A 22,397-nucleotide genomic window follows, 5' to 3' on the forward strand; every position below is an offset into this window, starting at 1 on the left:
ATAAAACCGTAATCAGCATTCTATTATAGTACAGAATAGATTTGCGTATAGTACAGAAACTTGCGCTGTTATAATTTGAACAATCGAAAGAAATTTCTTTGATTTAGATGATAAACAATGATTGACCGATAGAATTTTATTCATTATACTCGGGTTAGAACAATATTGTACTATACAAATTTATAAATTTTTTAATACAGTTCAAAGGGGATGTATACAATGGCAGAAAAAATGATGAATCAATTGGACCCAGCTGGCACATTGCATGAAGTGGAAAGTAAGTTTGAAATGTTCCAAATCTTAAATGAAAACGGCGAAGTAGTAAACGAAGCAGCAATGCCGGAATTATCGGATGAGCAGTTAGTGGAATTAATGTCACGTATGGTTTATGTACGTATTTTAGACCAACGCTCGATTTCGTTAAACCGTCAAGGCCGTTTAGGTTTCTACGCACCTACAGCAGGTCAAGAGGCTTCTCAATTAGCGTCACACTACGCACTTGAAAAGGAAGACTGGATTTTACCAGGTTACCGTGACGTACCACAAATTGTGATGCATGGTTTACCATTATGGAAAGCTTTCTTATTCAGCCGCGGTCACTTTATCGGAAACCAAGTACCTGAAGGGGTTAACGTTTTAGCGCCACAAATCATTATTGGTGCACAATATATTCAAGCTGCAGGTGTTGCGTTAGGCTTACAAAAGCGCGGTTCAAAAACGGTAGCGATTACCTATACAGGTGACGGTGGTTCTTCACAAGGGGATTTCTATGAAGGCATTAACTTTGCCGGTGCATTTAAATCACCAGCCATCTTTATTGTACAAAATAACCAATTTGCGATTTCAACACCACGCGAATTACAAACGGCAGCCAAAACAATCGCACAAAAAGGAATTGCAGCAGGTATTCCAAGTGTCCTTGTAGATGGTATGGATCCATTAGCGGTTTATGCAGCAACAAAAGATGCGCGTGACCGTGCAGTCGCTGGTGAAGGCCCAACTTTAATTGAAACAATGTGTTACCGTTATGGTCCACATACAATGGCAGGCGATGACCCAACACGTTACCGTACATCAGATACTGACAACGAATGGGCAGCAAAAGATCCGCTTATTCGCTTCCGTAAATTCCTAGAGGCAAAAGGCTTATGGGATGAGAAGAAGGAAGAAGAAGTAATCGAGCGTGCAAAAGAAGAGATTAAAGAAGCCATCAAATTAGCAGACCAAGCGCCAAAACAAAAAGTAACAGAGTTAATGGACAATATGTACGCAGAAGATATGCCTGCGAACTTAAAAGAGCAATATGCAATTTTCAAAGAGAAGGAGTCGAAATAAGCCATGGCACAAATGACGATGATTCAAGCAATTACAGATGCATTACGTTGCGAACTAAAAAACGACGAAAACGTATTAGTATTCGGTGAGGATGTTGGGGTAAACGGAGGGGTATTCCGTGCTACTGAAGGTCTTCAAAAAGAATTTGGTGACAATCGCGTTTTTGATACACCACTTGCTGAGTCGGGTATCGGTGGTTTAGCAATCGGTTTGGCGTTAACTGGCTACCGTCCAGTGCCTGAAATTCAATTTTTCGGCTTCGTTTTCGAAGTAATGGATTCAATTAGCGGGCAATTAGCACGTTTAAAATACCGTTCTGGTGGTACTTACAATGCACCAGTAACAATCCGCTCTCCATTTGGTGGCGGCGTGCATACACCAGAAATGCACTCAGATTCATTAGAAGGTTTAATGACACAATCACCAGGTTTAAAAGTAGTTGTGCCATCAACACCTTACGATGCAAAAGGCTTATTAATCGCATCGATTCGTGATAACGATCCAGTTATTTTCTTAGAGCACTTAAAATTGTACCGTTCATTCCGTGAAGAGGTTCCTGAAGAAGCGTATACAATCGAAATTGGTAAAGCAGATGTGAAGCGTGAAGGAACAGATTTATCAATCATTACGTATGGTTTAATGGTGCATGAGTCTTTAAAAGCAGCAGAAGAGCTTGAAAAAGAAGGTCATTCTGTAGAAGTAATTGACTTACGTACAATTCAACCGCTTGATATTGAAACAATTATTGCCTCTGTTGAAAAAACAGGCCGTGCCATCGTTGTTCAAGAAGCGCAAAAACAAGCGGGTATTGCGGCAAACGTTGTAGCTGAAATTACAGAACGTGCGATTCTTTCATTAGAAGCACCGGTATTACGTGTAGCGGCACCAGATACAATTTATCCATTCCCACAAGCTGAGGGTGTATGGTTACCAACGTACAAAGATGTAATCGAAACTGCAAAAAAAGTTTTAACATTCTAAGAATTGAGGGTGAGAGAAATGGCATTTACGTTCCGTTTACCAGATATTGGAGAAGGTATTCATGAAGGCGAAATCGTGAAGTGGTTTGTGAAACCAGGCGATCAAGTAAAAGAAGATGATATTTTAGCTGAAGTACAAAATGATAAAGCGGTCGTAGAAATTCCTTCACCAGTAGATGGTACTGTAGAAGAAATTTTTGTCGAAGAAGGTACTGTCGCAATTGTAGGTGACGCCCTTATTCGCTTTGACGCACCAGGCTATGAAGATTTAAAACTAAAAGGTGACGATCACCACGACGCAAACGAAGCAGCGAAAACAGAAGCCCAAGTACAAGCGACTGCAGAAGCGGGTCAAGATGTGAAAAAGCAAGAAGTTGCTAAAATTGACGCACCAAAAGCTGAAGCTCCTGCTGAAGTAGCGCAACCAACTTCAAACAAGCGCATCATTGCTATGCCATCTGTGCGTAAGTATGCACGTGAAAAAAGTGTCGATATTCAGCAGGTAACGGGCTCAGGTAAAAATGGACGTATCGTAAAAGAAGATATCGAAAGCTTCTTAAATGGTGGCGCACAAGCAGTTGAAGCTGAGGAAGTAACAACACAAGAAGTGACGGGAGCGGTTGAAACAACAACAGCACCAGTTGTTCTTGAAGGTGAATTCCCAGAAACACGCGAAAAAATGAGTGGGATCCGCAAAGCAATCGCAAAAGCAATGGTCCACTCGAAGCATACAGCACCACACGTTACATTAATGGATGAAGTGGATGTAACAGAACTTGTTGCACATCGTAAACAATTTAAGGATATCGCGGCAGAGCAAGGTGTTAAATTAACGTATTTACCGTACGTTGTGAAAGCTTTAATCTCGACTTTACGTAAATTCCCTGAATTTAACCGTTCGTTAGATGACGCGACACAAGAAATTATTCAAAAACATTACTATAATATTGGTATCGCTGCCGATACTGAGAAAGGTTTATTAGTCCCTGTACTAAAGCATGCTGATCGCAAATCAGTATTTGGCTTATCTGCAGAAATTAATGAGCTTGCTGTAAAGGCACGTGATGGTAAGCTAGCACCGCACGAAATGAAAGGTGCGTCTATGTCGATTACAAACATCGGTTCGGCAGGTGGGCAATGGTTTACACCAGTGATTAACCACCCGGAAGTAGCCATTTTAGGAATTGGGCGTATTTCAGAGAAACCCGTAATAAAAAATGGTGAAATTGTAGCAGCACATGTGTTAGCATTATCATTGAGCTTTGATCATCGTATGATCGATGGAGCGACTGCACAAAACGCTTTAAATCATTTAAAACGTTTATTAAGTGAGCCGCAACTTTTATTAATGGAGGCGTAAAAAAATGGTAGTAGGAGATTTCCCAATCGAACTAGATACTCTTGTAGTAGGTTCAGGCCCTGGTGGTTATGTTGCTGCAATTCGCGCAGCACAAACAGGTCAAAAAGTTACAATCGTAGAGCGTGGAGCATTAGGTGGCGTTTGTTTAAACGTTGGCTGTATCCCATCAAAAGCTTTAATTTCTGTAGGTCACCGTTTTGAACATGCACAACACTCTGACGATATGGGTGTTGTAGCATCAGACGTTAAATTAGACTGGTCTAAAGCACAAGCATTCAAAGACGGCGTTGTTAAAAAATTAGTAGGCGGCGTTGAAGGCTTATTAAAAGGAAATAAAGTAGACATCTTAAAAGGTGAAGCTTATTTCGTAGATGGCAACACTGTACGTGTAATTGATGGCGATAAAGCACAAACTTACACATTCAAAAATGCAATCTTAGCAACAGGATCTCGTCCAATCGAAATCCCAACGTTCAAATTCACAAACCGTGTAGTATCTTCTACAGGTGCGTTATCATTCCCTGAAGTACCAGGTAAATTAGTTGTAATCGGTGGCGGTTACATCGGTACTGAGCTAGGTTCTGCTTATGCTAACTTAGGTTCTCAAGTAACAATTATCGAAGGCGGCAAAGACATCTTAGCTGGTTTCGAAAAACAAATGACACAAATCGTTAAAAAAGGTCTTAAGAAAAAGGGCGTTGAAGTAGTAGTAGGCGCATCTGCTAAAGGCGTTGAAGAAAACGAAAATGGCGTTATCGTTACTTATGAGGCTGGTGGCGAAGAGAAAACAGTTGAAGCGGATTACGTATTAGTAACTGTAGGTCGTCGTCCAAACACGAACGAAATCGGCTTAGAAGAAATCGGTATTAAATTTGCAGAGCGCGGTTTATTAGAAGTTGACAACCAAGGTCGTACTTCTGTACCAAACATCTATGCAATCGGTGACATCGTTGCTGGTCCACAACTTGCACACAAAGCTTCTTACGAAGGTAAAGTTGCTGCAGAAGCAATCGCTGGTGAACCTTCAATCGTTGATTACTTAGCAATTCCAGCAGTATGCTTCACAGATCCTGAAATGGCAACTGTAGGTTACTCTGAAGAGCAAGCAAAACAAGAAGGTATCGAAGTAAAAGCTGCAAAATTCCCATTCGCTGCTAACGGTCGTGCACTAGCATTAAATGCTACTGACGGTTTCGTTAAATTAGTAGCGCGTAAAGAAGACGGCCTACTTATCGGTGCTCAAATCGTTGGTGTTGGTGCTTCTGACATGATCGCTGAAATGGCAACTGCTATTGAAGCGGGTATGACTGCAGAAGATATCGCATTAACAATCCATGCTCACCCAACTTTAGGTGAAATTACGATGGAAGCTGCCGAAGTATTACTAGGCAACCCAATCCACATCGTAGCAAAATAATTTTTAATTACTAAAGCTACTTAGCGCAATTTTGTGCTAAGTAGCTTTTTTTGTGCAAAAATTTTACATACCAAGGAAACTTGAGTGATATTTAGAAGATAATAGTGCCTAACGAAGAGAATCTGATTCACTTGTATAACAGAAAAATGATTATTTTTATAAATTTTAAATTTAATTTTAGGATGTTTTTAATTTATCGGTTTTGGTTATATATAACTGAATGATAATAATTTGATTTTTGTGATTCAGATATTTAGACGTAATACAAATAAAAGGGGATGTACAGATGAACTATTCAAATGAAAATAAATCAACAAGACGAAAAACGATTTTAACTTCTGCATCTACGGTTATTTGCGATCGCGCCCTACTAGACTGGGAGGCATCTGAAGACCTGCCTCAAATATTTCTCTCAACGATTTATAAGTAGTCGAAAAGCCGATTTGTCAGGTGTAATGACAGATTGGTTCGTTTTTTGTCTTTAAATGCAAATTTAAGTCGTAAGTTCATAAATTTTGTTGAGATGTTTTTGAAATGAAATAGACAGATAATTTGAATGAGCGTACAATAAAACTGTATATAAGGGGGTTTTTAACATGAATTTTGTAAGAACAATTGCTCAGATTGGTATTATCATCTTGTTTTACTTAGTTGGACAAGCAATTGTAGACTTTACGGGTATGATTATTCCAGGTAGTATCATCGGTTTAGTGTTATTGTGGCTAGCGTTATTTTTTAAGGTGTTGAATGTAAAATACATACAGAAAGGTGCTAGTTTTTTACTGGCTTTTTTAACATTATTTTTTATTCCGTCAACGGTAGCCGTCATTAATTATCCAGAGCTGTTAACTGTATCAGGGGGACTTTTAATCGTGGCGGTTATTGTCAGTACGCTGATTTCGCTCGCAGTAACAGGTAAAGTGAGTCAGTTTATTGAAAAGAAGGAGCAGCAAAAAAAGGAGGAGAAGGACGGTGCAACAATTTCTACTAATTCTCTTTATCATAAGTAGCACGGTGCTGTTATTTATACTGTTGAACAAATTGTATTTAAAAATAGGGAATCCATTTTTACTACCGATTTTAACGGTTACTTGTCTTACTGTAATCGTACTTTTAGTATTTAATATCCCCTATGAAACGTATATGGAAGGTGGTGCGTGGATTTCTAAAATGCTTGGACCAGCTGTTGTTGCACTCGCATTTCCACTTTATAACCAACGACAAACCATTTTTAACTATAAATACTCGATTGTAACGAGTATTTTCGTGTCGATGATTGCGGGGTTAGTTAGTGTTGTTGCATTACTGCTGTTATTTGGCGCAAGTAAGACGTTTTTATTAACATCCCTACCAAAATCACTGACAACACCTGTTGCCATGCAAGTGAGTGAGGGTATTGGAGGCATTGCACCACTGACTGTTGTCTTAGTAATGGTAGCAGGATTTACGGGCGCAATCGTAGGACCAGTTGTTTTTAAAGTTTGTAAAATTGATACAGCGATTAGTCGAGGTGTAGCGATGGGGAGTGCTTCTCATGGTGTTGGGTTAACAAAGCTAAAAGAATATAGCGAAGAAGATTTATCGATTGGCTCTTTATCGATGGGATTGAGCGCGGTTGTCGGGGCATTTGTTATTCCATTTATCGCGATGTTTCTATTTTAAAAAAAGACAGCACAGCAAGTTGCTGGCTGTCTAATTCTTAGTAAATCGCTTTACGTTCTTTAATGACACGAATATTTTTTAGTGTGCTATCTTCAGGTCCTTGAACCGGAAGACCGGCTTCGACATTCATTTGAATGAAATCGATATTAGATTGTGTAATTATTTCCCCGGGAATAAATAGTGGAATTCCTGGCGGGTATACCATGATAAATTCAGCACAAATATAACCTTCTGATTCTGCTAATGGCATACTTTCTGTTTGTGCATAAAAAGCATCACGTGGTGTCATAGCTAAAGCGGGAATCTCAGGGATTTTAACATTTGTTTCTGTAATGGTAGCCTCTGAATCAAAAGCTAGTGACATACGTGTTAGGGCATTAATGAGTAAATTGATTTCTTTTTTTGAATCACCAATGGTCACCAAGCATAAAATATTGTATAAATCCGATAACTCGACTTCTAAGTTGGCGTTTTTACGAAGCCATTCTTCTGCAATATGCCCGGTGATGCCTAAATCTTTAACACTAATTAATAGTTTTAACGGATCCATATCGTATGTAGCAGACGTGCCTAATTTTTCACGTCCTACACAATGTAAATGCGCGATATGATTAATACGTTTTCGTGCATCTTTTGCTAAACGAATCGCATTGTCTAGTAAATCATTGCCATGTACGGCAAGCTGACGACGTGCTGTGTCCAGTGAAGCAAGTAATGGATAAGATGTAGACGTTGTTGTCAGCATTGAAAATACGGACTGTGCACGCTTGACTGAGACGAGTCCTTCTTTCACATTTAATACGGAGCTACCTGTCATAGAGCCGCCCAGTTTGTGAATGCTCGTTGCAGCCATATCTGCACCAGCTTGCATTGCTGAAAGAGGTAAGTCATCATGGAATTTAATATGAACACCATGTGCCTCATCTACGATAACAGGAATGTTACGAGCGTGTACGATATCGACAATCCGTTTTAAATCGGCTACAAAGCCAAAATATGTCGGATTAATGACGAGTACTGCTTTTGCATCAGGGTAAGTCGTTAAAGCTCGTTCCACGGACTCTGGTGAGATACCGTGTGAAATACCAAGTTCTGTATCGACTTCAGGGTGAATGAAAATCGGAATAGCCCCTGAGAAAACAATAGCTGACATAATCGATTTATGTACATTCCGCGGTACTATGATTTTATCGCCTGGACCGACGACGGTCAGAATCATCGTCATAATGGCGCCACTAGTACCCTGCACGGAAAAGAATGTATGGTCAGCACCAAAGGCTTCAGCAGCAAGCTCTTGTGCTTGCGCGATTACACCTTTTGGAGCATGTAAATCATCTAGTGGAGCGATATTAATTAAATCTATTGATAAAACGTTGTCGCCTACAAATTCTCGGTAAGCTGGATCCATGCCCTGGCCTTTCTTATGGCCTGGAATGTGGAACTGAATAGGATGTCTGTTGCGATGCGCGAGTAGCGCATCAAACAATGGAGTCTCTAACTGTGACAACGCAGGTACCACCTCACATTAATGTAATTTTTAAAAACAAATGAATTATAGCACCGATTAAACTTGCTGACTATATAAAAATTTCGAATTATTACAATAACTACAACTATTCAGGGGGAATTTACATGAAATGGGAAACGCGTGTTACTGAATTATTGCAAATTAATTATCCGATTATTCAGGGGGGACTTGCATATTTAGCGTATTCTGAACTGGCGGCCGCAGTGTCAAATGCTGGTGCTTTGGGTCAGATTACTGCGATGAGCTTACCGAGCCCCCAAGCGTTAAAAGAAGAAATTGAAAAAGTTCGGGCATTAACAGATAAACCATTCGGGGTGAACTTTGCAATCGGCATGCATGGAACGGGTTATGAAAAAATGGTGGAGGTTGCTGCTGATATGGACGTACCAGTTGTCACGATAACTGGGGGTAATCCCGCTGCTATTTTTGATATTTTAAAGGATGCACGCTGTAAAAAGCTTGTCCTTGTGGCAGCGAAACGCCAAGCACAAAAGGCCGAGCAACTTGGTGCGGATGCTGTGATGGTCGTTGGACAAGAGGGTGGCGGTCATTTAGGACGTGACGATGTTGGAACGATGGTATTAGTGCCACAGGTTGTAGATAGTGTCTCTATTCCCGTCATCGCCTCAGGGGGGATTGGTGACGGTCGTGGCTGGATGGCAGCGCATGCATTAGGTGCAGAGGGAATTGAAATGGGAACACGTTTTATCGCGACTAAAGAATGTGTACATGCATCACAAGCCTATAAAGATGCGCTAATTGCGAGTGAAGAAACTGCCACAACAATCATCAAACGTTCAATCGGAGCCCCAGCGCGCGTAATTCGGAATGACTTTACGGATCAAATTTTAGCAATCGAAGAAAAAAGCCCTTCCTATGAAGCATTAAAATTTCATATTAGCGGGGAGGCAAACAAGAAGTTTATTTACGAGGGGGATGCCACGCAAGGCTTCGGCTGGGCCGGTCAGGTAACCGGAATGATTCAAGACGTGCCAACTGTAGAACAATTAATTCAACGTATGGTTGTACAAGCCGAAAGTTTCCGTTTAAAATGGGGACAGTAAGTAATTAAAGGTAGGGAAATCATACATGGAATATTCATATCCACTAAATACAGATTGGACAACGCAAGAAATGGTTGCGGTTGTACAATTTTTTGAAGTGATCGAGCTGGCATACGAAAAAGGCGTAAAGCGTGAAGTTGTGATGACGCGCTATAAACGCTTTAAAGAAATCGTTCCCTCACAGGCAGAAGAAAAAACAATATGCCGAGAGTTTGAAGAGGCAAGTAAATACGTACCATACCGTGTTGTGAAGCTAGCCAAAGAGTTAGCAGACGGTCAAATCGTACGAATGAAATAACAAAAAGAGCTTTGAACAACTTGTTCGAGGCTCTTTTTTGTATATTTACTAAAATTCATGGAATGTTTTACAGTCATTTGTGCATAGTAATAATAAATGGATTAGTTTTTACCAATGATGATGTTATAAATCGGCAGTAACTCATCGAAGGTTTGCTCAACTAATTGTAAAAATTCATCCGCAGATAATTTCACAGCATCCGTAGCTTGAATATGACGACCTACTAAAAATTCACCTTTTTTCACATCTCGTAAACGAATCACCATTTTTTCTAATTGTTCCTCACGTGCTTCAGCTAGTGCAATAGCGCCTGGCTGCATATGATCACCTGAAATGACATAATCATCGCTTAAGCTTTTGACAGCCTCTATGTTTTGAAGTAAGCGTTCTGCCATCTGCTGTTTGTGCGGTGCTTCGTAAATTACGGCAACAACGATAAATAAATGCGTGCCCCAAAGACCAATTTGGAAGTGAGGTAATGATTTATAACCGCGTTTATAAGGTGCGAAGGCAACCCATGAGTCTTTAGGTGGGTTTACCGTACGACGTGCATGCTTTGCAACATGCGCGAAAAATTCATCGCCCGTTTGAGCGCTGAAATAACTAGCAAATGTTTCACCTAGTTCATGAAACTTCGGACGAATCAAGGTTGTGAGTGCCTCCATTCGTGCATCTAAGCCTTCAATTTGAAAGACATGGAAATCTTCGTTTGACCAATTAACAATACTCATATTTATAAATTCCTTTCGAAGAAATGTTTATTTTATTATTTTTTTGGGAAAAAATCTGTTAATAGAAACTATTTACCATAAGGTTAGACTTTTGAAGGGTATTTTAGTCGCGATTGACTAATATTGTCTGTCGAAAAGTACTGAATCCATCGGACTGGTAAAGTTTTACACTAAAAATGAGGAAGTGATTATTATGAAACAGATGATTAAAATTATACGCAAAGTGGACATTGAAAAGCAATACGAAGAGATTTTAATGCTTGAAATGGATTATGAATTAGCTACATTATTCGCAGCAATGAATGATAATGATCAACCCGAAATTGAGAAAGCGAAAAAACGTTTGGTTGAAATTCAAGAGGAATTAAATGGTCTACATGCATATGCGTAACAAAAAAAGGCATCCGAAATAAAAAAGTCACTTGCAGAAGAAAGATTGCAGGTGATTTTTTGTTATAATGGAAATATTTAAAGAATTGTTTGTTTAAAACAAATGATGAGCTTCGTAGTCGGAGGGTGGATGCAAAGATGGATATAAATCAACTAGATGTATTTGCAAAAGAGATTATTTTTGAAGCAGGGCGAAGAATTCGTGATGCCTTTTCCTATGATATTGAAATCGAAACAAAATCAAATGCCAATGATTTAGTAACGAATATTGACCGTGAAACGGAGGCGTTCTTTATTGAAAAAATAAAGACGTTTGATCCGACACACCGTATTTTAGGTGAGGAAGGGATGGGCGAAAGGGTTGAAAGTTTAGAAGGCGTTGTGTGGATTATTGATCCGATCGATGGCACGATGAATTTTGTGAAGCAGCACCGTCATTTTATGATTACAATGGGAATCTATGTTGATGGTATTGGAAAGATTGGGTACATATTTGATGTCATGCGTGAAGATTTATTTTATGCAATTGCTGGAGTAGGGGCATGGTATAACGATTCACCGATGCGCAAATTACAGCCAGTAAAAATTGAAGAAGCCGTCATTGGTATTAATGCAAATTGGGTAACGCCAAATAACCGTATTCACCATGAAAAAATTATTGACCTTGTACGCACTGTACGTGGAACGCGCTCCTATGGTTCTGCTGCGATGGAAATTGCGTTTGTTGTCAGTGGTAAGCTGGATGCTTATATTTCAATGCGGTTGGCACCATGGGATATTGGAGGCGGTGTGATCATAGCAACGGAAGTAGGCGCGGTTGCAACGAACTTTAATGGGGAAGGGTTTGATTTTTTAACGACGGACACGTTTTTAATTGCCAATCCTTCAATTCACCAATTAATACTAGAAAAGTATATAGAAGAAAAAAAATAAAAAAAACTTCGGTGCTATGTAAGCATCGAAGTTTTATGCATGTTTTGTGAAAAAAAAACAGCTTATAATAATCCTTGGTCACGGAATTTACGTTTTTGTTTGAACGCCATTCCGAAAATTGCGCACATTGCAATAAGACCAACAATAACGCCAATCCAGCCGATTGTTTGATACTTATCACCTATCATAAAAACAAGTGAAAATGCGAATCCTATGCCTAACATAGACAGAATTGCGGCAAGCGCATAAATAAACATAACGAATTTTGCTTTATTCATAAAATTTACCTCCCAGTACCTTTAAATATGTGAAAAAAATGATCTTGTATTTTTCTGAAAAGACATTTAATCTTTCATGTGCTATAATATCACAGTTAAACATTTGAAAAAAGAATATGGAGTGGAATAATGACAAATTTACGTCAAGATTTACGCAATATCGCAATTATCGCCCACGTTGACCACGGTAAAACGACACTAGTTGACGAATTATTAAAACAATCAGGTACTTTCCGTTCAAACGAACGCGTTGAAGAACGTGCAATGGATTCAAACGACATCGAGCGTGAGCGCGGGATTACAATCCTTGCCAAAACGACTGCTGTTAACTATAAAGATACTCGTATCAACATCTTAGATACGCCTGGACATGCCGATTTCGGTGGTGAAGTAGAGCGTATTCTTAAAATGGTAGACGGTGTTTGTTTAGTAGTAGATGCATATGAAGGTTGTATGCCACAAACTCGTTTCGTATTAAAGAAAGCTTTAGAACAACGCTTAACACCAATCGTTGTTGTTAACAAAGTAGATAAAGATTCAGCTCGTCCACTAGAAGTAGTAGATGAAGTATTAGAATTATTTATCGAATTAGGTGCAGATGAAGACCAATTAGACTTCCCAGTAGTTTACGCTTCAGGTGTAAATGGTACATCTTCATTAGATTCAGACCCAGCTAAACAAGAAGAAAACATGGAAAGCTTATTTGAAACAATCCTTTCTTCAATTCCAGCACCAGTAGATAACTCAGAGGACCCTTTACAATTCCAAGTAGCATTACTTGACTATAATGACTTCGTTGGTCGTATTGGTATCGGTCGCGTATTCCGCGGTACGATTTCTGTAGGACAACAAGTTTCTCTTATGAAATTAGACGGTACAGTGAAAAACTACCGTGTTACTAAATTATTTGGTTTCTTAGGTCTTAAACGTGTAGAAATTGAATCAGCTAAAGCTGGTGATTTAATTGCCGTTTCAGGTATGGAAGACATCAACGTTGGTGAAACAGTTTGTCCAACTGACCATCAAGAAGCGTTAACACCATTACGTATTGATGAGCCAACTTTACAAATGCGTTTCTTAGTAAACAACTCACCATTCGCAGGTCGCGAAGGGAAATGGATTACTTCTCGTAAAATCGAAGAGCGTTTACGTGCACAATTACAAACAGACGTATCTCTACGTGTAGAAGATACAAACTCTCCTGATGCTTGGACTGTTTCTGGTCGTGGTGAGCTTCACTTATCGATCTTAATCGAAAACATGCGTCGTGAAGGATATGAATTACAAGTTTCTAAACCAGAAGTAATCGTTCGTTTAATTGATGGCGTACGTTGTGAGCCAATTGAACGCGTTCAAATCGACGTTCCTGAAGATGCTGTAGGTTCTATTATTGAATCGATTGGTACTCGTAAAGGTGAAATGTTAGATATGGTAAACAACGGTTCTGGACAAGTACGTTTAATCTTTAACGTACCAGCACGTGGTTTAATCGGTTATTCAACTGAATTCATGTCTTTAACAAAAGGTTTCGGTATCATCAACCATACATTCGATTCTTACCAACCAGAAGTTGCTGGTAAAGTCGGTGGACGTCACCAAGGTGTATTAGTATCTATGGAAAACGGTAAGTCAACAACTTACGGTATGATGGGTATTGAGGACCGTGGTACATTATTCATCGAGCCAGGTACAGAAGTTTATGAAGGTATGATCGTTGGGGAAAACAACCGTGACGGCGATATCACAGTAAACGTTGTTAAAATGAAACAAAAAACAAACATCCGTTCAGCTAACAAAGACCAAACGAATGTTATCAAAAAACCTCGTATCTTAACTCTTGAAGAAGCGTTAGAATATTTAGGTGACGATGAGTACCTAGAGGTAACTCCAGAATCTATTCGTTTACGTAAACAAATTTTAGACAAAAACGAACGTGAGCGTATGGCTAAAAAGAAAAAAACTGCTGAAAACGAATAATATATTCGTGTGAATAGGGAAAGGTTGAATGATGTTGAATATGATGGCTTTGACTAGCTATTTTAATTTAGTATTACTAGCAACTGTATCTACAAATGAAACTGATTATGTAATGAATCGTATGTCAGGGATTACAAGATATTTATACGAAAATTTACCAAACTACGATGTAGCCGGGTATGCAACATTCGTTCTCGTATTCCTTTTATCGGCACTTGTGTTTAAATTGGGCTTTGCACATAAATTACCTTTAGGTAAAAATATTATTATTTATACGTTCTTATTTTTAGGGTGTATTGTACTAACGTTTTTAGCGTTATTTTTACCAATGATTGAAGGTTTAATTGTTGCAGCGCTAATTTTAATCGTTTATAAATCGCGTATGTGGCGTGATAAACGACAACAAGCAAAACAAGCTTAATAGTTAGGGGTGGGAGAACAATACTGTTTTCCTGCCTCTTTTTTGTAAGATAAAGTATAAAATTTTAGCGTTAAAACAGTGTCTAGGCTAAAGCGCCAGCTGCTCGAGGTACTTCCTTTTCTTCTAAGGGTCTTTAATTGCGTAGGTTTAGTTGATAGCAGTATAATTTGTAATTGGGGATAATAAACTATAAATGGAGTAGAGAACAATGACTTTTACAAAAAAACAAGTGATTATTAGTGTCTTTATAGCGCTAGTTATTATTTCATGTATTATTTTCGTGCCAGCGGTTTTATCAGCAAAAAATGAAGACAATGCAGCAGCAGCATTAAGTGAAATTTACAACGACCAGTTTGTTGTTACAAAATCAACAGCGGGTGCGTTTAAAAAAGAATTTGAAGTAACAGTCCAATCAGAAAAGACAAAAATCGTTTATGATTTTGATGTGAAAGACGGCGCGTATTCAGGTGAATATTACGCAGAAAATGTCAATGTGAAAGTAAATGAGCTGATTCAACCAATCGTTGGCGAAAGAAGCTTTGTGATGTCAAATGTATTCCAAGAAGGCTTACAGCAAGAGTCTACACTAGATGAAGTGAATGTGGAAAAAGCAGCCGTGCATATTTTATTGGAAGAAAATTTGTCAGATGAAACAGCTAAGCAAGTAGCAGATGCATTAAAAGCACAGTTTGGTGAGATTCCAGTATCAATTGAAGCGTATGTAGTAGATGAAGAGCGTGTATTTGAAGGTGTAAAAACGGAAGTAGGTCAATTCTTCCAACTAAGCCAAATCAATGCGGATAGCTTCATTGACTTCCAATTCCATAAACAAACATTTGATTTCTAAATAAAAAGGCGGTGAGCTCTCAAGTTGAGGGCTCATCGCCTTTTAAAATTCTTCATCAAATTTGGATGATGTTCTAAAGAAACGGAAATTTCCTGTTTCGATCCGTTTTTTTGTATTGCCCGCAATGCGATCGCCACACGATTCACACATAAATGTATGAATTGGACGATTACGTAACTTTTTTGCTAAAGGTAAATCATTAGGTAATTCATGTATTGTATCGCAAATGACACATTTTACACGCATTGTTGTACCTCCTATTGAATACGAATCGAGCGAACAAATTTAATTGGATTGTCTACATTTGAACCGTCTGCAAATAATACATATACAGGGCCATCTTCTAGTAATGGTTTGCCGTCTTGGCTAAATTTGAAAATGAAGTTTTGTGCTTCTTCAATTGAAAAAGTGTGTTCTTCATCGTTTGCACATTCGAACACAACCTCTTTTGCATCTGCATGCATTTCGGCGTTGTTTAAGAAAGGTTTAAGTTCCATGCCGAATGTACCTGTCAGCATACCTTTACGGTCAAATTTACGCTCCGTTTTTAATGTTGGTGGGAATACCGCACCTTCCATAATTTCACGTGACCAGTGTGCACCCATTTCACGTAAGTATTTTTCGTTATCTTCTGTCGCTTTTTCTGTTACGAAATATGTAGTCAGATCCAGCTTACGATCATCGAAAATCCATACTGTTGGGTCAAGTGTCAGTTGAAATTTGACTGCACCTTTAATCGGAATGATTGTTTCGACCATTTGTAAGTCCCCCTTAACTATTTTCCTCCATTATTATAACGTTATTTCACATAGAAAGAAATATAATTGAATTGGGGTTAAAACATACAAAGACGCTTGCAATTTCTGTAGTAAAAAGATACACTTTATTAAGATAGAATCGAAGAAATATCATAGATGGGGGCGTCCTCATGGATACGAAAGCACAAGCTTCCTTTCAGGAAAAAGCATTAGCGCAATTAACTGTGGATGCAGCAAAAATTGCTCAATTAATTCACGTACAAATGGATAATTTGACAATGCCATCTTGTCCATTATATGAAGAAGTATTAGATACACAAATGTTTGGTTTGTCGCGTGAAATCGAGTTCGCTACAAAACTTGGTTTAATTGAGCGTGAACAAGGAAAGCAAATTCTAGATTCTCTAGAAAAAAAGCTTTCTTTATTACATGATGCGTATACAGACAAATAAAAGAAAACTCAAACGCGTTCGCGGTTTGAGTTTTTTTTTCAAAGAATGAGGTTTTGAAAACATGAAGCATTACTTTAAAAATTATTTCCGTAATTTTGATTACGGACTGCTATTTGTCTATATTTTACTCATGCTCTTTGGACTTGTGATGATTTATAGTGCAAGTATTTGGGTATCGATCGTACGATATGAAGCAGACCCAGATCATTATTACACAAGACAGTTAATCAACATTTGTCTGGCGTTTTGCCTATTTTTAGTAGCGGTTATTTTTCCATACAAGCAGTTTGCAAACAAAAAAATATTAGGCTTTTTATTTGGTATCATGTTTGTTTTAGAAATGGTATTAATTGCAGTTGGAACAGAAGTAAATGGTGCGAAAAGTTGGATTGACCTGGGCGTTATGAATTTCCAGCCTTCTGAATTTGCGAAGCTCTTTATTATTATTTATTTTGCAGGGACATTTTATCGTAAAAGTATACATAAAGGTTCTATGCAAAAGTTATCGTTTGAGGATGTAACACCACCGCTTGGTATGTGGCTATTTATCGTGCTTGTTGTCGGATTCGAAACGGATTTAGGGGCATTAGCTGTCATTATTGCCATTGCATTAGCTGTTGTTATTTCGAGTGGTTTTAGGGGTAAAACACTTGTTAAAATTTTCGGGTTACTTTCAGCACTTGGTGTTGTTGGGGCCATTGGTATATTAATCTTTAAATGGGATACGATATTCAATGCGAGTCGTCGAGGCCGTATTACCTCGTATTTAGATCCATTTAGTGATCCACTCGACACAGGGTATCATGTAGTCAACGGCTATTATGCAATTGGTGCAGGAGGCTTAGAAGGACGCGGACTTGGGCAATCGATTCAAAAGCTGGGCTATGTTCCTGAGCCACAAACCGACTTTATTATGGCGATTATCGCCGAAGAACTAGGGGTAGTTGGTGTTTCCGTTGTTATTTTTGGACTGGGCTATATTGTGATGCGTGGTTTATATATTGCAATGAAAACAAAAGACCCGCTTTCGCGTATGCTTGCGGCGGGCATCTCGACTTGGATTGGAACACAAACGTTTATTAACTTAGGGGGTTTATCGGGACTTATCCCGTTAACCGGAGTAACGCTTCCTTTTATTAGTTATGGCGGTACTTCTATATTATTGCTATCTTTGGCAATGGGGATTTTAATCAATGTTTCGACGCATTACAAACTAGAAAAAAGAAAGTAATGAATGAGGGGTTGAGGAGAAATGACAGCGATCAAAAAGATTTTAGTAGCAAACCGAGGGGAAATTGCGATACGTATTTTACGTGCATGTAACGAATTGCATATTAAAACAGTAGCGATTTATTCACGTGAGGATAGTGGTTCGTATCACCGTTATAAAGCAGACGAGGCCTACCTGATTGGGGTAGGTAAAAAGCCGATTGATGCGTATTTAGACATTGAAGGTATCATTGTAATCGCAAAAGATGCAAATGTGGATGCGATTCATCCGGGCTATGGTTTTTTAGCAGAAAATGTACAGTTTGCACGGCGCTGTGAAGAAGAAGGCATTCAATTTATTGGTCCGACTTCACGTCATTTAGATATGTTCGGTGACAAGGTAAAAGCACGTGAGCAGGCTATTGTTGCAAATATTCCAGTCATTCCAGGTACAGATGGTCCGGTTACTAGTTTGCAAGAAGTACAAGCATTTAGTGAAACGCACGGCTTTCCGGTTATGATCAAAGCCGCACTAGGTGGCGGTGGGCGTGGGATGCGTCTTGTTCATAGAGTGGAAGATTTACAGGATTCCTATGACCGCGCTAAATCGGAAGCAAAAGCGGCATTTGGCTCAGATGAAGTGTATGTAGAAAAGGCCATAATCAAACCAAAACATATCGAAGTACAAATCTTAGGGGATACGCACGGCAATATTGTGCATTTATATGAACGAGATTGTTCGATTCAGCGCCGTCATCAAAAGGTTGTTGAAATTGCACCATCTAATTCGATTTCAAAGGACTTGCGTGACCGTATTTGTGATGCCGCAGTAAAACTAATGAAAAATGTCGGCTACATAAACGCCGGAACCGTGGAATTTTTAGTAGCGGACGATGAATTTTATTTCATCGAAGTAAATCCACGTATCCAAGTAGAACATACGATTACAGAAATGATTACCGGCATTGATATTGTGCATGCACAAATAAAAGTGGCAGAAGGACTTAATCTTCACTCTGAAGAAGTAGGGATCCCAGCGCAGGACGCGATTCCTCTATTCGGCTTTGCAATTCAGTCACGTGTGACAACAGAAGATCCTGCGAATGACTTTATGCCAGATACAGGGAAATTAATGGTATACCGCTCAAGCGGCGGCTTCGGTGTGCGTCTAGATGCTGGAAATGGTTTCCAAGGTGCTGTTGTAACACCGTTCTATGATTCATTACTTGTGAAAATTTCAACATGGGGTATGACATTCGCTGAAGCGGCGGCAAAAATGGACCGTAACTTACGTGAGTTCCGTATTCGTGGTGTAAAAACGAATATTCCGTTTTTAGGTAATGTTGTAATACATGAAAAATTTTTAACAGGTGCATTTGATACGAGCTTTATCGATACCACACCTGAACTATTTGAGTTCCCAGAGCGTAAAGACCGTGGGACAAAGCTACTTAACTATATCGGTAATGTGACATTAAACGGCTTCCCAGGAGTAGAAAAGCGTGCGAAACCAATATTTGTGCAGCCAGAACAGCCAAAAGTGGACCTAGTAGCACCACCACAAAGCGGTACGAAGCAAATCTTAGATGAGCGCGGTGCAGATGGCTTAGTAAAATGGGTGAAAGAGCAGCAAGATGTGCTACTGACAGATACAACATTCCGTGATGCGCATCAATCACTGTTAGCAACGCGTATGCGCTCGCAAGATATGTTCCAAATTGCAGATGAAACAGCGCGCCTGATGCATAATTACTTCTCATTAGAAATGTGGGGCGGGGCAACGTTTGATGTGGCCTACCGTTTCTTAAAGGAAGATCCATGGGCACGTTTAGAAAAACTACGTGAGCAAGTACCAAATGTGTTATTCCAAATGCTACTGCGTGGTGCCAATGCGGTGGGTTATACGAACTATCCAGATAATTTAATTCGTGAATTTATTCAACAATCGGCCGCATCAGGTGTCGATGTCTTCCGCATTTTCGATTCATTAAACTGGATTAAGGGAATGGAAGTTGCAATTGATGAAGCACGTAACACAGGAAAAATCGCAGAAGCCGCGATTTGCTATACCGGCGATATTTTAGATGATAGCCGCGGAAAATACACAGTGCAATACTATAAAGACATGGCACGTGAATTAGAAGCAACAGGTGCGCATATTTTAGCGATTAAAGATATGGCCGGGTTACTAAAACCACAAGCGGCCTATCGCTTAATTTCAGAGCTAAAAGATGCGACAGACTTACCAATTCATTTGCATACGCATGATACGAGTGGCAACGGGATTTACTTATACGCAAAAGCCATTGAAGCCGGTGTTGATATTATCGATACGGCACTTGGCTCAATGGCGGGCTTAACTTCACAACCAAGCGCCAATTCATTGCATTACGCAATGAAAGGCTCAGAGCGCAATGTTCGTGCCGATGTCGAAAGTTTAGAAAAGCTCTCGTACTATTGGGGCGATGTGCGTAAATATTATGTAGACTTTGAAAGCGGGATGAACGCGCCACATTCTGAAATTTATGTTCACGAAATGCCGGGTGGTCAGTATAGTAACCTACAGCAACAGGCAAAAGCAGTCGGACTAGGTGACCGCTGGGACGAAGTGAAAACGATGTATTCAACAGTCAATATGATGTTTGGTGATATCGTTAAAGTAACGCCTTCTTCAAAAGTTGTTGGCGATATGGCGCTCTTTATGGTGCAAAATAATTTAACAGAAGACAATGTACTTGATCGCGGACGAGGCATTGACTTCCCAGAGTCTGTGATTGAGTTCTTCCAGGGCTATCTGGGACAGCCACATGGTGGATTCCCGCAAGAACTTCAGGCAGTTGTACTAAAAGAGCGTGAAGCGATTACAGTGCGTCCTGGTGAGTTATTAGAGCCTGTAAACTTTGATGAGCTTGCAAAAGATCTAGAAGAGAAAACGGGTCGCATACCAACGAAGAAAGATTTGTTAGCCTATGCGCTCTATCCAAAAGTATTTGAACAATATATGCAAGCAATGGATCAGTTTGGTGATATTTCCGTACTCGATACACCGACATTCCTTTACGGCTTAAAGCTCGGTGAAGAAATTGAAGTGGAAATCGAAAAAGGGAAGACGCTAATTATTAAGCTTGTATCAATTGGTGAGCCGCAGCACGATGGTACGCGTGTCCTTTACTTTGAGATGAATGGTCAATCGCGTGAGCTTGTTATTCAAGATTTAACAGTTGAGGTAGATGGCAGTATCGCATTAAAGGCTGACCCGTCAGATCCAAACCAAATTGGTGCAACAATGCCAGGTACGGTATTAAAGGTTGTTGTCAACAAAGGCAGCTCAGTGAAGCGCGGCGATCATTTACTCATTACAGAATCAATGAAAATGGAAACGACTGTACAAGCACCAAAAGATGGAATCGTTAAAGAAGTGTACGCTTCAGCAGGCGATGCGATTTCAACAGGTGATTTGTTAATCGAACTACAATAAGTAAAAACAAACGTGCTAAAGCGCCCGTTCAGCCTCGACAGACATTAGCGGGACCGAAATGTCCGAAGGGCTGGCGCTTTAGCCTAGACGTAGACAAAACTTTATGTAAAGTTATCTACAATGCGATCCTCTTTAATTTGGTAAACAAAAAATCCGATTTCTCTTAGTCTAAGAGAAATCGGATTTTTTATTTAGAACGAGATACTAACAAAATTAAATAGCATAATAACCCGAACAGTAATGTAATGAGTAAAGAATGTAGTAATGAAACAAGTAATTGTAACTTAAATAAGACAACAAGCATACCTGCTAACACTTGCCCAACGACAAGTGACATTGCAATGACCCAACCCCAATAAATAACACGTTGCCCTTTATAGTTACGAACAACATAAATTGTAATATAAACCATCCAAATAAAGAAGATTAACACCGCGAATCGGTGCCCCATCTGTACCCATTCATACAGGTTATAAGGAATAGCGAACGGTTCTTCGTTACGACAGAACGGCCAATCCGGACAGACTAAACTTGCATCTGTATGACGAACAAGTGCCCCTGAATATACCACAACGTATGAATAAAGTGTTACTGCAATTGTATGTATTTTTAACTTTTTACTCATCGAAATACGATTGGTATCGAATTTTTTATCGGCCTCAAAAACAATGAGCGTCAGCAGCAGTACAGATGCAAAGGAAATTAATGAAATCCCAAAGTGCAATGCTAAAATGTAGTCGCCTTGTCCCCAAAGTACTTGTGCAGCACCAATTAGTGCTTGAAGAACTAAGAAAAACATGGCTAAAAAGCCTAAAAATTTAACTTCACGAATATGTCCAAGTGAGCGCCACGTCCAAACGACTAAAATAAGAATGAAAATGGAAACCGAACCTGTCACTACTCGATGAGAAAATTCAATTAAAACTTCTGTTGTAATTTCTTTCGGGATTAAGGAGCCGTTACAATCAGGCCAATTTCGACCACAACCTAAACCACTATCTGTTTTTGTAACGAGCGCACCACCTTGAAGAATTAACAACATGCCAAGCGTCGATAAAACACCAAACCATTTTAAAAATTTATTGTATTTTTGTTGCATGAAGTTAAGCCCACCTACTTTAATATTAAACGTCGCTTATAAAAGCGTCTCTAGTTTAAGATAATAGCGAAAAAATGGTAGAAATACAACTTATAACAAGGTTCGACTTGGAATAGCAACCAGTTTTTCACAAATTGTTCATAAATTCGTCTCCTATCCTTCACAAATATTGGCAGAAAA

General features: G+C 39.3%; 22 protein-coding genes. 16 read left to right on the forward strand and 6 right to left on the reverse strand.

Translation table 11 applies throughout. From position 1 onward, the window contains the following. Positions 1–219: 219 nt before the first annotated feature. From pdhA to NSQ62_RS03505, 6 genes are all read left to right on the forward strand, one after another. Positions 220–1,335: a pyruvate dehydrogenase (acetyl-transferring) E1 component subunit alpha gene (pdhA, locus tag NSQ62_RS03480; RefSeq protein WP_341322541.1), complete on the forward strand. Its 1,116-nt coding sequence runs from the start codon at positions 220–222 to the stop codon at positions 1,333–1,335. Positions 1,336–1,338: 3 nt separating this feature from the next. Next, positions 1,339–2,316, forward strand: coding sequence for an alpha-ketoacid dehydrogenase subunit beta (locus NSQ62_RS03485; RefSeq protein ID WP_341322542.1), 978 nt, complete (start codon positions 1,339–1,341; stop codon positions 2,314–2,316). Between the two features lie 18 nt (positions 2,317–2,334). Next, positions 2,335–3,675: a dihydrolipoamide acetyltransferase family protein gene (locus NSQ62_RS03490; RefSeq protein ID WP_341322543.1), complete on the forward strand. Its 1,341-nt coding sequence runs from the start codon at positions 2,335–2,337 to the stop codon at positions 3,673–3,675. 4 nt (positions 3,676–3,679) lie between these two features. Further along, positions 3,680–5,092 carry a dihydrolipoyl dehydrogenase gene (gene lpdA / locus NSQ62_RS03495; RefSeq protein WP_341322544.1) on the forward strand — a complete coding sequence of 471 codons (1,413 nt, stop codon included), beginning with the start codon at positions 3,680–3,682 and terminating at the stop codon, positions 5,090–5,092. Positions 5,093–5,688: 596 nt separating this feature from the next. Next, entirely contained in the window at positions 5,689–6,102 is a 414-nt protein-coding gene (locus NSQ62_RS03500) for a CidA/LrgA family holin-like protein (RefSeq protein WP_341322545.1), read from the forward strand. Then, complete coding sequence (locus tag NSQ62_RS03505; protein ID WP_341322546.1) at positions 6,065–6,754, forward strand: LrgB family protein; 690 nt, start codon at positions 6,065–6,067, stop codon at positions 6,752–6,754. The genes NSQ62_RS03500 and NSQ62_RS03505 overlap by 38 nt, the downstream gene beginning before the upstream one ends. A 37-nt stretch (positions 6,755–6,791) precedes the next feature. Here the strand turns inward: NSQ62_RS03505 and NSQ62_RS03510 are convergent, their stop codons facing one another. Then, on the reverse strand, positions 6,792–8,261 hold the full coding sequence (locus tag NSQ62_RS03510) for an aminotransferase class I/II-fold pyridoxal phosphate-dependent enzyme (protein WP_341322547.1): 1,470 nt from the start codon (positions 8,259–8,261) through the stop codon (positions 6,792–6,794). Positions 8,262–8,386: 125 nt separating this feature from the next. Here NSQ62_RS03510 and NSQ62_RS03515 point away from each other — a divergent pair, with 125 nt between their 5' ends. Continuing rightward, complete coding sequence (locus tag NSQ62_RS03515; protein ID WP_341322548.1) at positions 8,387–9,346, forward strand: nitronate monooxygenase family protein; 960 nt, start codon at positions 8,387–8,389, stop codon at positions 9,344–9,346. Positions 9,347–9,371: 25 nt separating this feature from the next. Beyond that, positions 9,372–9,644, forward strand: a complete 273-nt coding sequence (locus tag NSQ62_RS03520) for a UPF0223 family protein (protein WP_341322549.1) — start codon at positions 9,372–9,374, stop codon at positions 9,642–9,644. A gap of 101 nt (positions 9,645–9,745) precedes the next feature. Here the strand turns inward: NSQ62_RS03520 and NSQ62_RS03525 are convergent, their stop codons facing one another. Next, positions 9,746–10,375 carry a DUF1054 domain-containing protein gene (locus tag NSQ62_RS03525; RefSeq protein WP_341322550.1) on the reverse strand — a complete coding sequence of 210 codons (630 nt, stop codon included), beginning with the start codon at positions 10,373–10,375 and terminating at the stop codon, positions 9,746–9,748. 193 nt (positions 10,376–10,568) lie between these two features. On the opposite strand from NSQ62_RS03525, the gene NSQ62_RS03530 reads away from it, so the two are divergent. Then, the gene (locus tag NSQ62_RS03530; protein ID WP_341322551.1) at positions 10,569–10,766 is read left to right on the forward strand and encodes a hypothetical protein; all 198 of its coding nucleotides are present in this window, start codon (positions 10,569–10,571) and stop codon (positions 10,764–10,766) included. A 137-nt stretch (positions 10,767–10,903) separates the two neighbouring features. Continuing rightward, positions 10,904–11,698: an inositol monophosphatase family protein gene (locus NSQ62_RS03535; protein WP_341322552.1), complete on the forward strand. Its 795-nt coding sequence runs from the start codon at positions 10,904–10,906 to the stop codon at positions 11,696–11,698. A gap of 62 nt (positions 11,699–11,760) precedes the next feature. Here the strand turns inward: NSQ62_RS03535 and NSQ62_RS03540 are convergent, their stop codons facing one another. After that, a complete protein-coding gene (locus tag NSQ62_RS03540) occupies positions 11,761–11,976 on the reverse strand; it encodes a DUF5325 family protein (RefSeq protein WP_341322553.1) in 216 nt (71 codons plus the stop codon). 129 nt (positions 11,977–12,105) lie between these two features. Here NSQ62_RS03540 and typA point away from each other — a divergent pair, with 129 nt between their 5' ends. The 3 genes from typA (at position 12,106) to NSQ62_RS03555 (ending at position 15,221) form a co-directional block, all read left to right on the forward strand. Continuing rightward, positions 12,106–13,953: a translational GTPase TypA gene (gene typA, locus NSQ62_RS03545; protein WP_341322554.1), complete on the forward strand. Its 1,848-nt coding sequence runs from the start codon at positions 12,106–12,108 to the stop codon at positions 13,951–13,953. 40 nt (positions 13,954–13,993) lie between these two features. Continuing rightward, entirely contained in the window at positions 13,994–14,374 is a 381-nt protein-coding gene (locus NSQ62_RS03550) for a YlaH-like family protein (protein WP_341322555.1), read from the forward strand. A 208-nt stretch (positions 14,375–14,582) separates the two neighbouring features. Next, on the forward strand, positions 14,583–15,221 hold the full coding sequence (locus NSQ62_RS03555) for a fucose permease (RefSeq protein ID WP_341322556.1): 639 nt from the start codon (positions 14,583–14,585) through the stop codon (positions 15,219–15,221). Positions 15,222–15,263: 42 nt separating this feature from the next. Here the strand turns inward: NSQ62_RS03555 and NSQ62_RS03560 are convergent, their stop codons facing one another. After that, on the reverse strand, positions 15,264–15,467 hold the full coding sequence (locus NSQ62_RS03560; RefSeq protein WP_341322557.1) for a YlaI family protein: 204 nt from the start codon (positions 15,465–15,467) through the stop codon (positions 15,264–15,266). 11 nt (positions 15,468–15,478) lie between these two features. Continuing rightward, positions 15,479–15,979, reverse strand: a complete 501-nt coding sequence (locus NSQ62_RS03565) for a peptidyl-prolyl cis-trans isomerase (RefSeq protein ID WP_341322558.1) — start codon at positions 15,977–15,979, stop codon at positions 15,479–15,481. A gap of 170 nt (positions 15,980–16,149) precedes the next feature. Here NSQ62_RS03565 and NSQ62_RS03570 point away from each other — a divergent pair, with 170 nt between their 5' ends. From NSQ62_RS03570 to pyc, 3 genes are all read left to right on the forward strand, one after another. Next, complete coding sequence (locus tag NSQ62_RS03570) at positions 16,150–16,431, forward strand: YlaN family protein (RefSeq protein ID WP_341322559.1); 282 nt, start codon at positions 16,150–16,152, stop codon at positions 16,429–16,431. A gap of 61 nt (positions 16,432–16,492) precedes the next feature. Further along, the gene (locus tag NSQ62_RS03575) at positions 16,493–17,662 is read left to right on the forward strand and encodes an FtsW/RodA/SpoVE family cell cycle protein (RefSeq protein WP_341322560.1); all 1,170 of its coding nucleotides are present in this window, start codon (positions 16,493–16,495) and stop codon (positions 17,660–17,662) included. A 21-nt stretch (positions 17,663–17,683) separates the two neighbouring features. Further along, on the forward strand, positions 17,684–21,118 hold the full coding sequence (gene pyc / locus NSQ62_RS03580) for a pyruvate carboxylase (RefSeq protein ID WP_341322561.1): 3,435 nt from the start codon (positions 17,684–17,686) through the stop codon (positions 21,116–21,118). 187 nt (positions 21,119–21,305) lie between these two features. Here the strand turns inward: pyc and NSQ62_RS03585 are convergent, their stop codons facing one another. Next, on the reverse strand, positions 21,306–22,217 hold the full coding sequence (locus tag NSQ62_RS03585) for a heme A synthase (RefSeq protein WP_341322562.1): 912 nt from the start codon (positions 22,215–22,217) through the stop codon (positions 21,306–21,308). Positions 22,218–22,397 lie beyond the last annotated feature (180 nt).

This window comes from Solibacillus sp. FSL H8-0523, from assembly GCF_038051985.1.
Classification (GTDB): Bacteria; Bacillota; Bacilli; order Bacillales_A; family Planococcaceae; genus Solibacillus.

Bases quoted from the DNA above. Each gene is read 5' to 3' on its own strand.
- pdhA (WP_341322541.1), top strand. From the start codon at position 220: ATGGCAGAAAAAATGATGAATCAATTGGACCCAGCTGGCACATTGCAT.
- NSQ62_RS03485 (WP_341322542.1), top strand. From the start codon at position 1,339: ATGGCACAAATGACGATGATTCAAGCAATTACAGATGCATTACGTTGC.
- NSQ62_RS03490 (WP_341322543.1), top strand. From the start codon at position 2,335: ATGGCATTTACGTTCCGTTTACCAGATATTGGAGAAGGTATTCATGAA.
- lpdA (WP_341322544.1), top strand. From the start codon at position 3,680: ATGGTAGTAGGAGATTTCCCAATCGAACTAGATACTCTTGTAGTAGGT.
- NSQ62_RS03500 (WP_341322545.1), top strand. From the start codon at position 5,689: ATGAATTTTGTAAGAACAATTGCTCAGATTGGTATTATCATCTTGTTT.
- NSQ62_RS03515 (WP_341322548.1), top strand. From the start codon at position 8,387: ATGAAATGGGAAACGCGTGTTACTGAATTATTGCAAATTAATTATCCG.
- NSQ62_RS03520 (WP_341322549.1), top strand. From the start codon at position 9,372: ATGGAATATTCATATCCACTAAATACAGATTGGACAACGCAAGAAATG.
- NSQ62_RS03525 (WP_341322550.1), bottom strand. From the start codon at position 10,375: ATGAGTATTGTTAATTGGTCAAACGAAGATTTCCATGTCTTTCAAATT.
- NSQ62_RS03530 (WP_341322551.1), top strand. From the start codon at position 10,569: ATGAAACAGATGATTAAAATTATACGCAAAGTGGACATTGAAAAGCAA.
- NSQ62_RS03535 (WP_341322552.1), top strand. From the start codon at position 10,904: ATGGATATAAATCAACTAGATGTATTTGCAAAAGAGATTATTTTTGAA.
- NSQ62_RS03540 (WP_341322553.1), bottom strand. From the start codon at position 11,976: ATGAATAAAGCAAAATTCGTTATGTTTATTTATGCGCTTGCCGCAATT.
- typA (WP_341322554.1), top strand. From the start codon at position 12,106: ATGACAAATTTACGTCAAGATTTACGCAATATCGCAATTATCGCCCAC.
- NSQ62_RS03550 (WP_341322555.1), top strand. From the start codon at position 13,994: ATGATGGCTTTGACTAGCTATTTTAATTTAGTATTACTAGCAACTGTA.
- NSQ62_RS03555 (WP_341322556.1), top strand. From the start codon at position 14,583: ATGACTTTTACAAAAAAACAAGTGATTATTAGTGTCTTTATAGCGCTA.
- NSQ62_RS03560 (WP_341322557.1), bottom strand. From the start codon at position 15,467: ATGCGTGTAAAATGTGTCATTTGCGATACAATACATGAATTACCTAAT.
- NSQ62_RS03565 (WP_341322558.1), bottom strand. From the start codon at position 15,979: ATGGTCGAAACAATCATTCCGATTAAAGGTGCAGTCAAATTTCAACTG.
- NSQ62_RS03570 (WP_341322559.1), top strand. From the start codon at position 16,150: ATGGATACGAAAGCACAAGCTTCCTTTCAGGAAAAAGCATTAGCGCAA.
- NSQ62_RS03575 (WP_341322560.1), top strand. From the start codon at position 16,493: ATGAAGCATTACTTTAAAAATTATTTCCGTAATTTTGATTACGGACTG.
- pyc (WP_341322561.1), top strand. From the start codon at position 17,684: ATGACAGCGATCAAAAAGATTTTAGTAGCAAACCGAGGGGAAATTGCG.
- NSQ62_RS03585 (WP_341322562.1), bottom strand. From the start codon at position 22,217: ATGCAACAAAAATACAATAAATTTTTAAAATGGTTTGGTGTTTTATCG.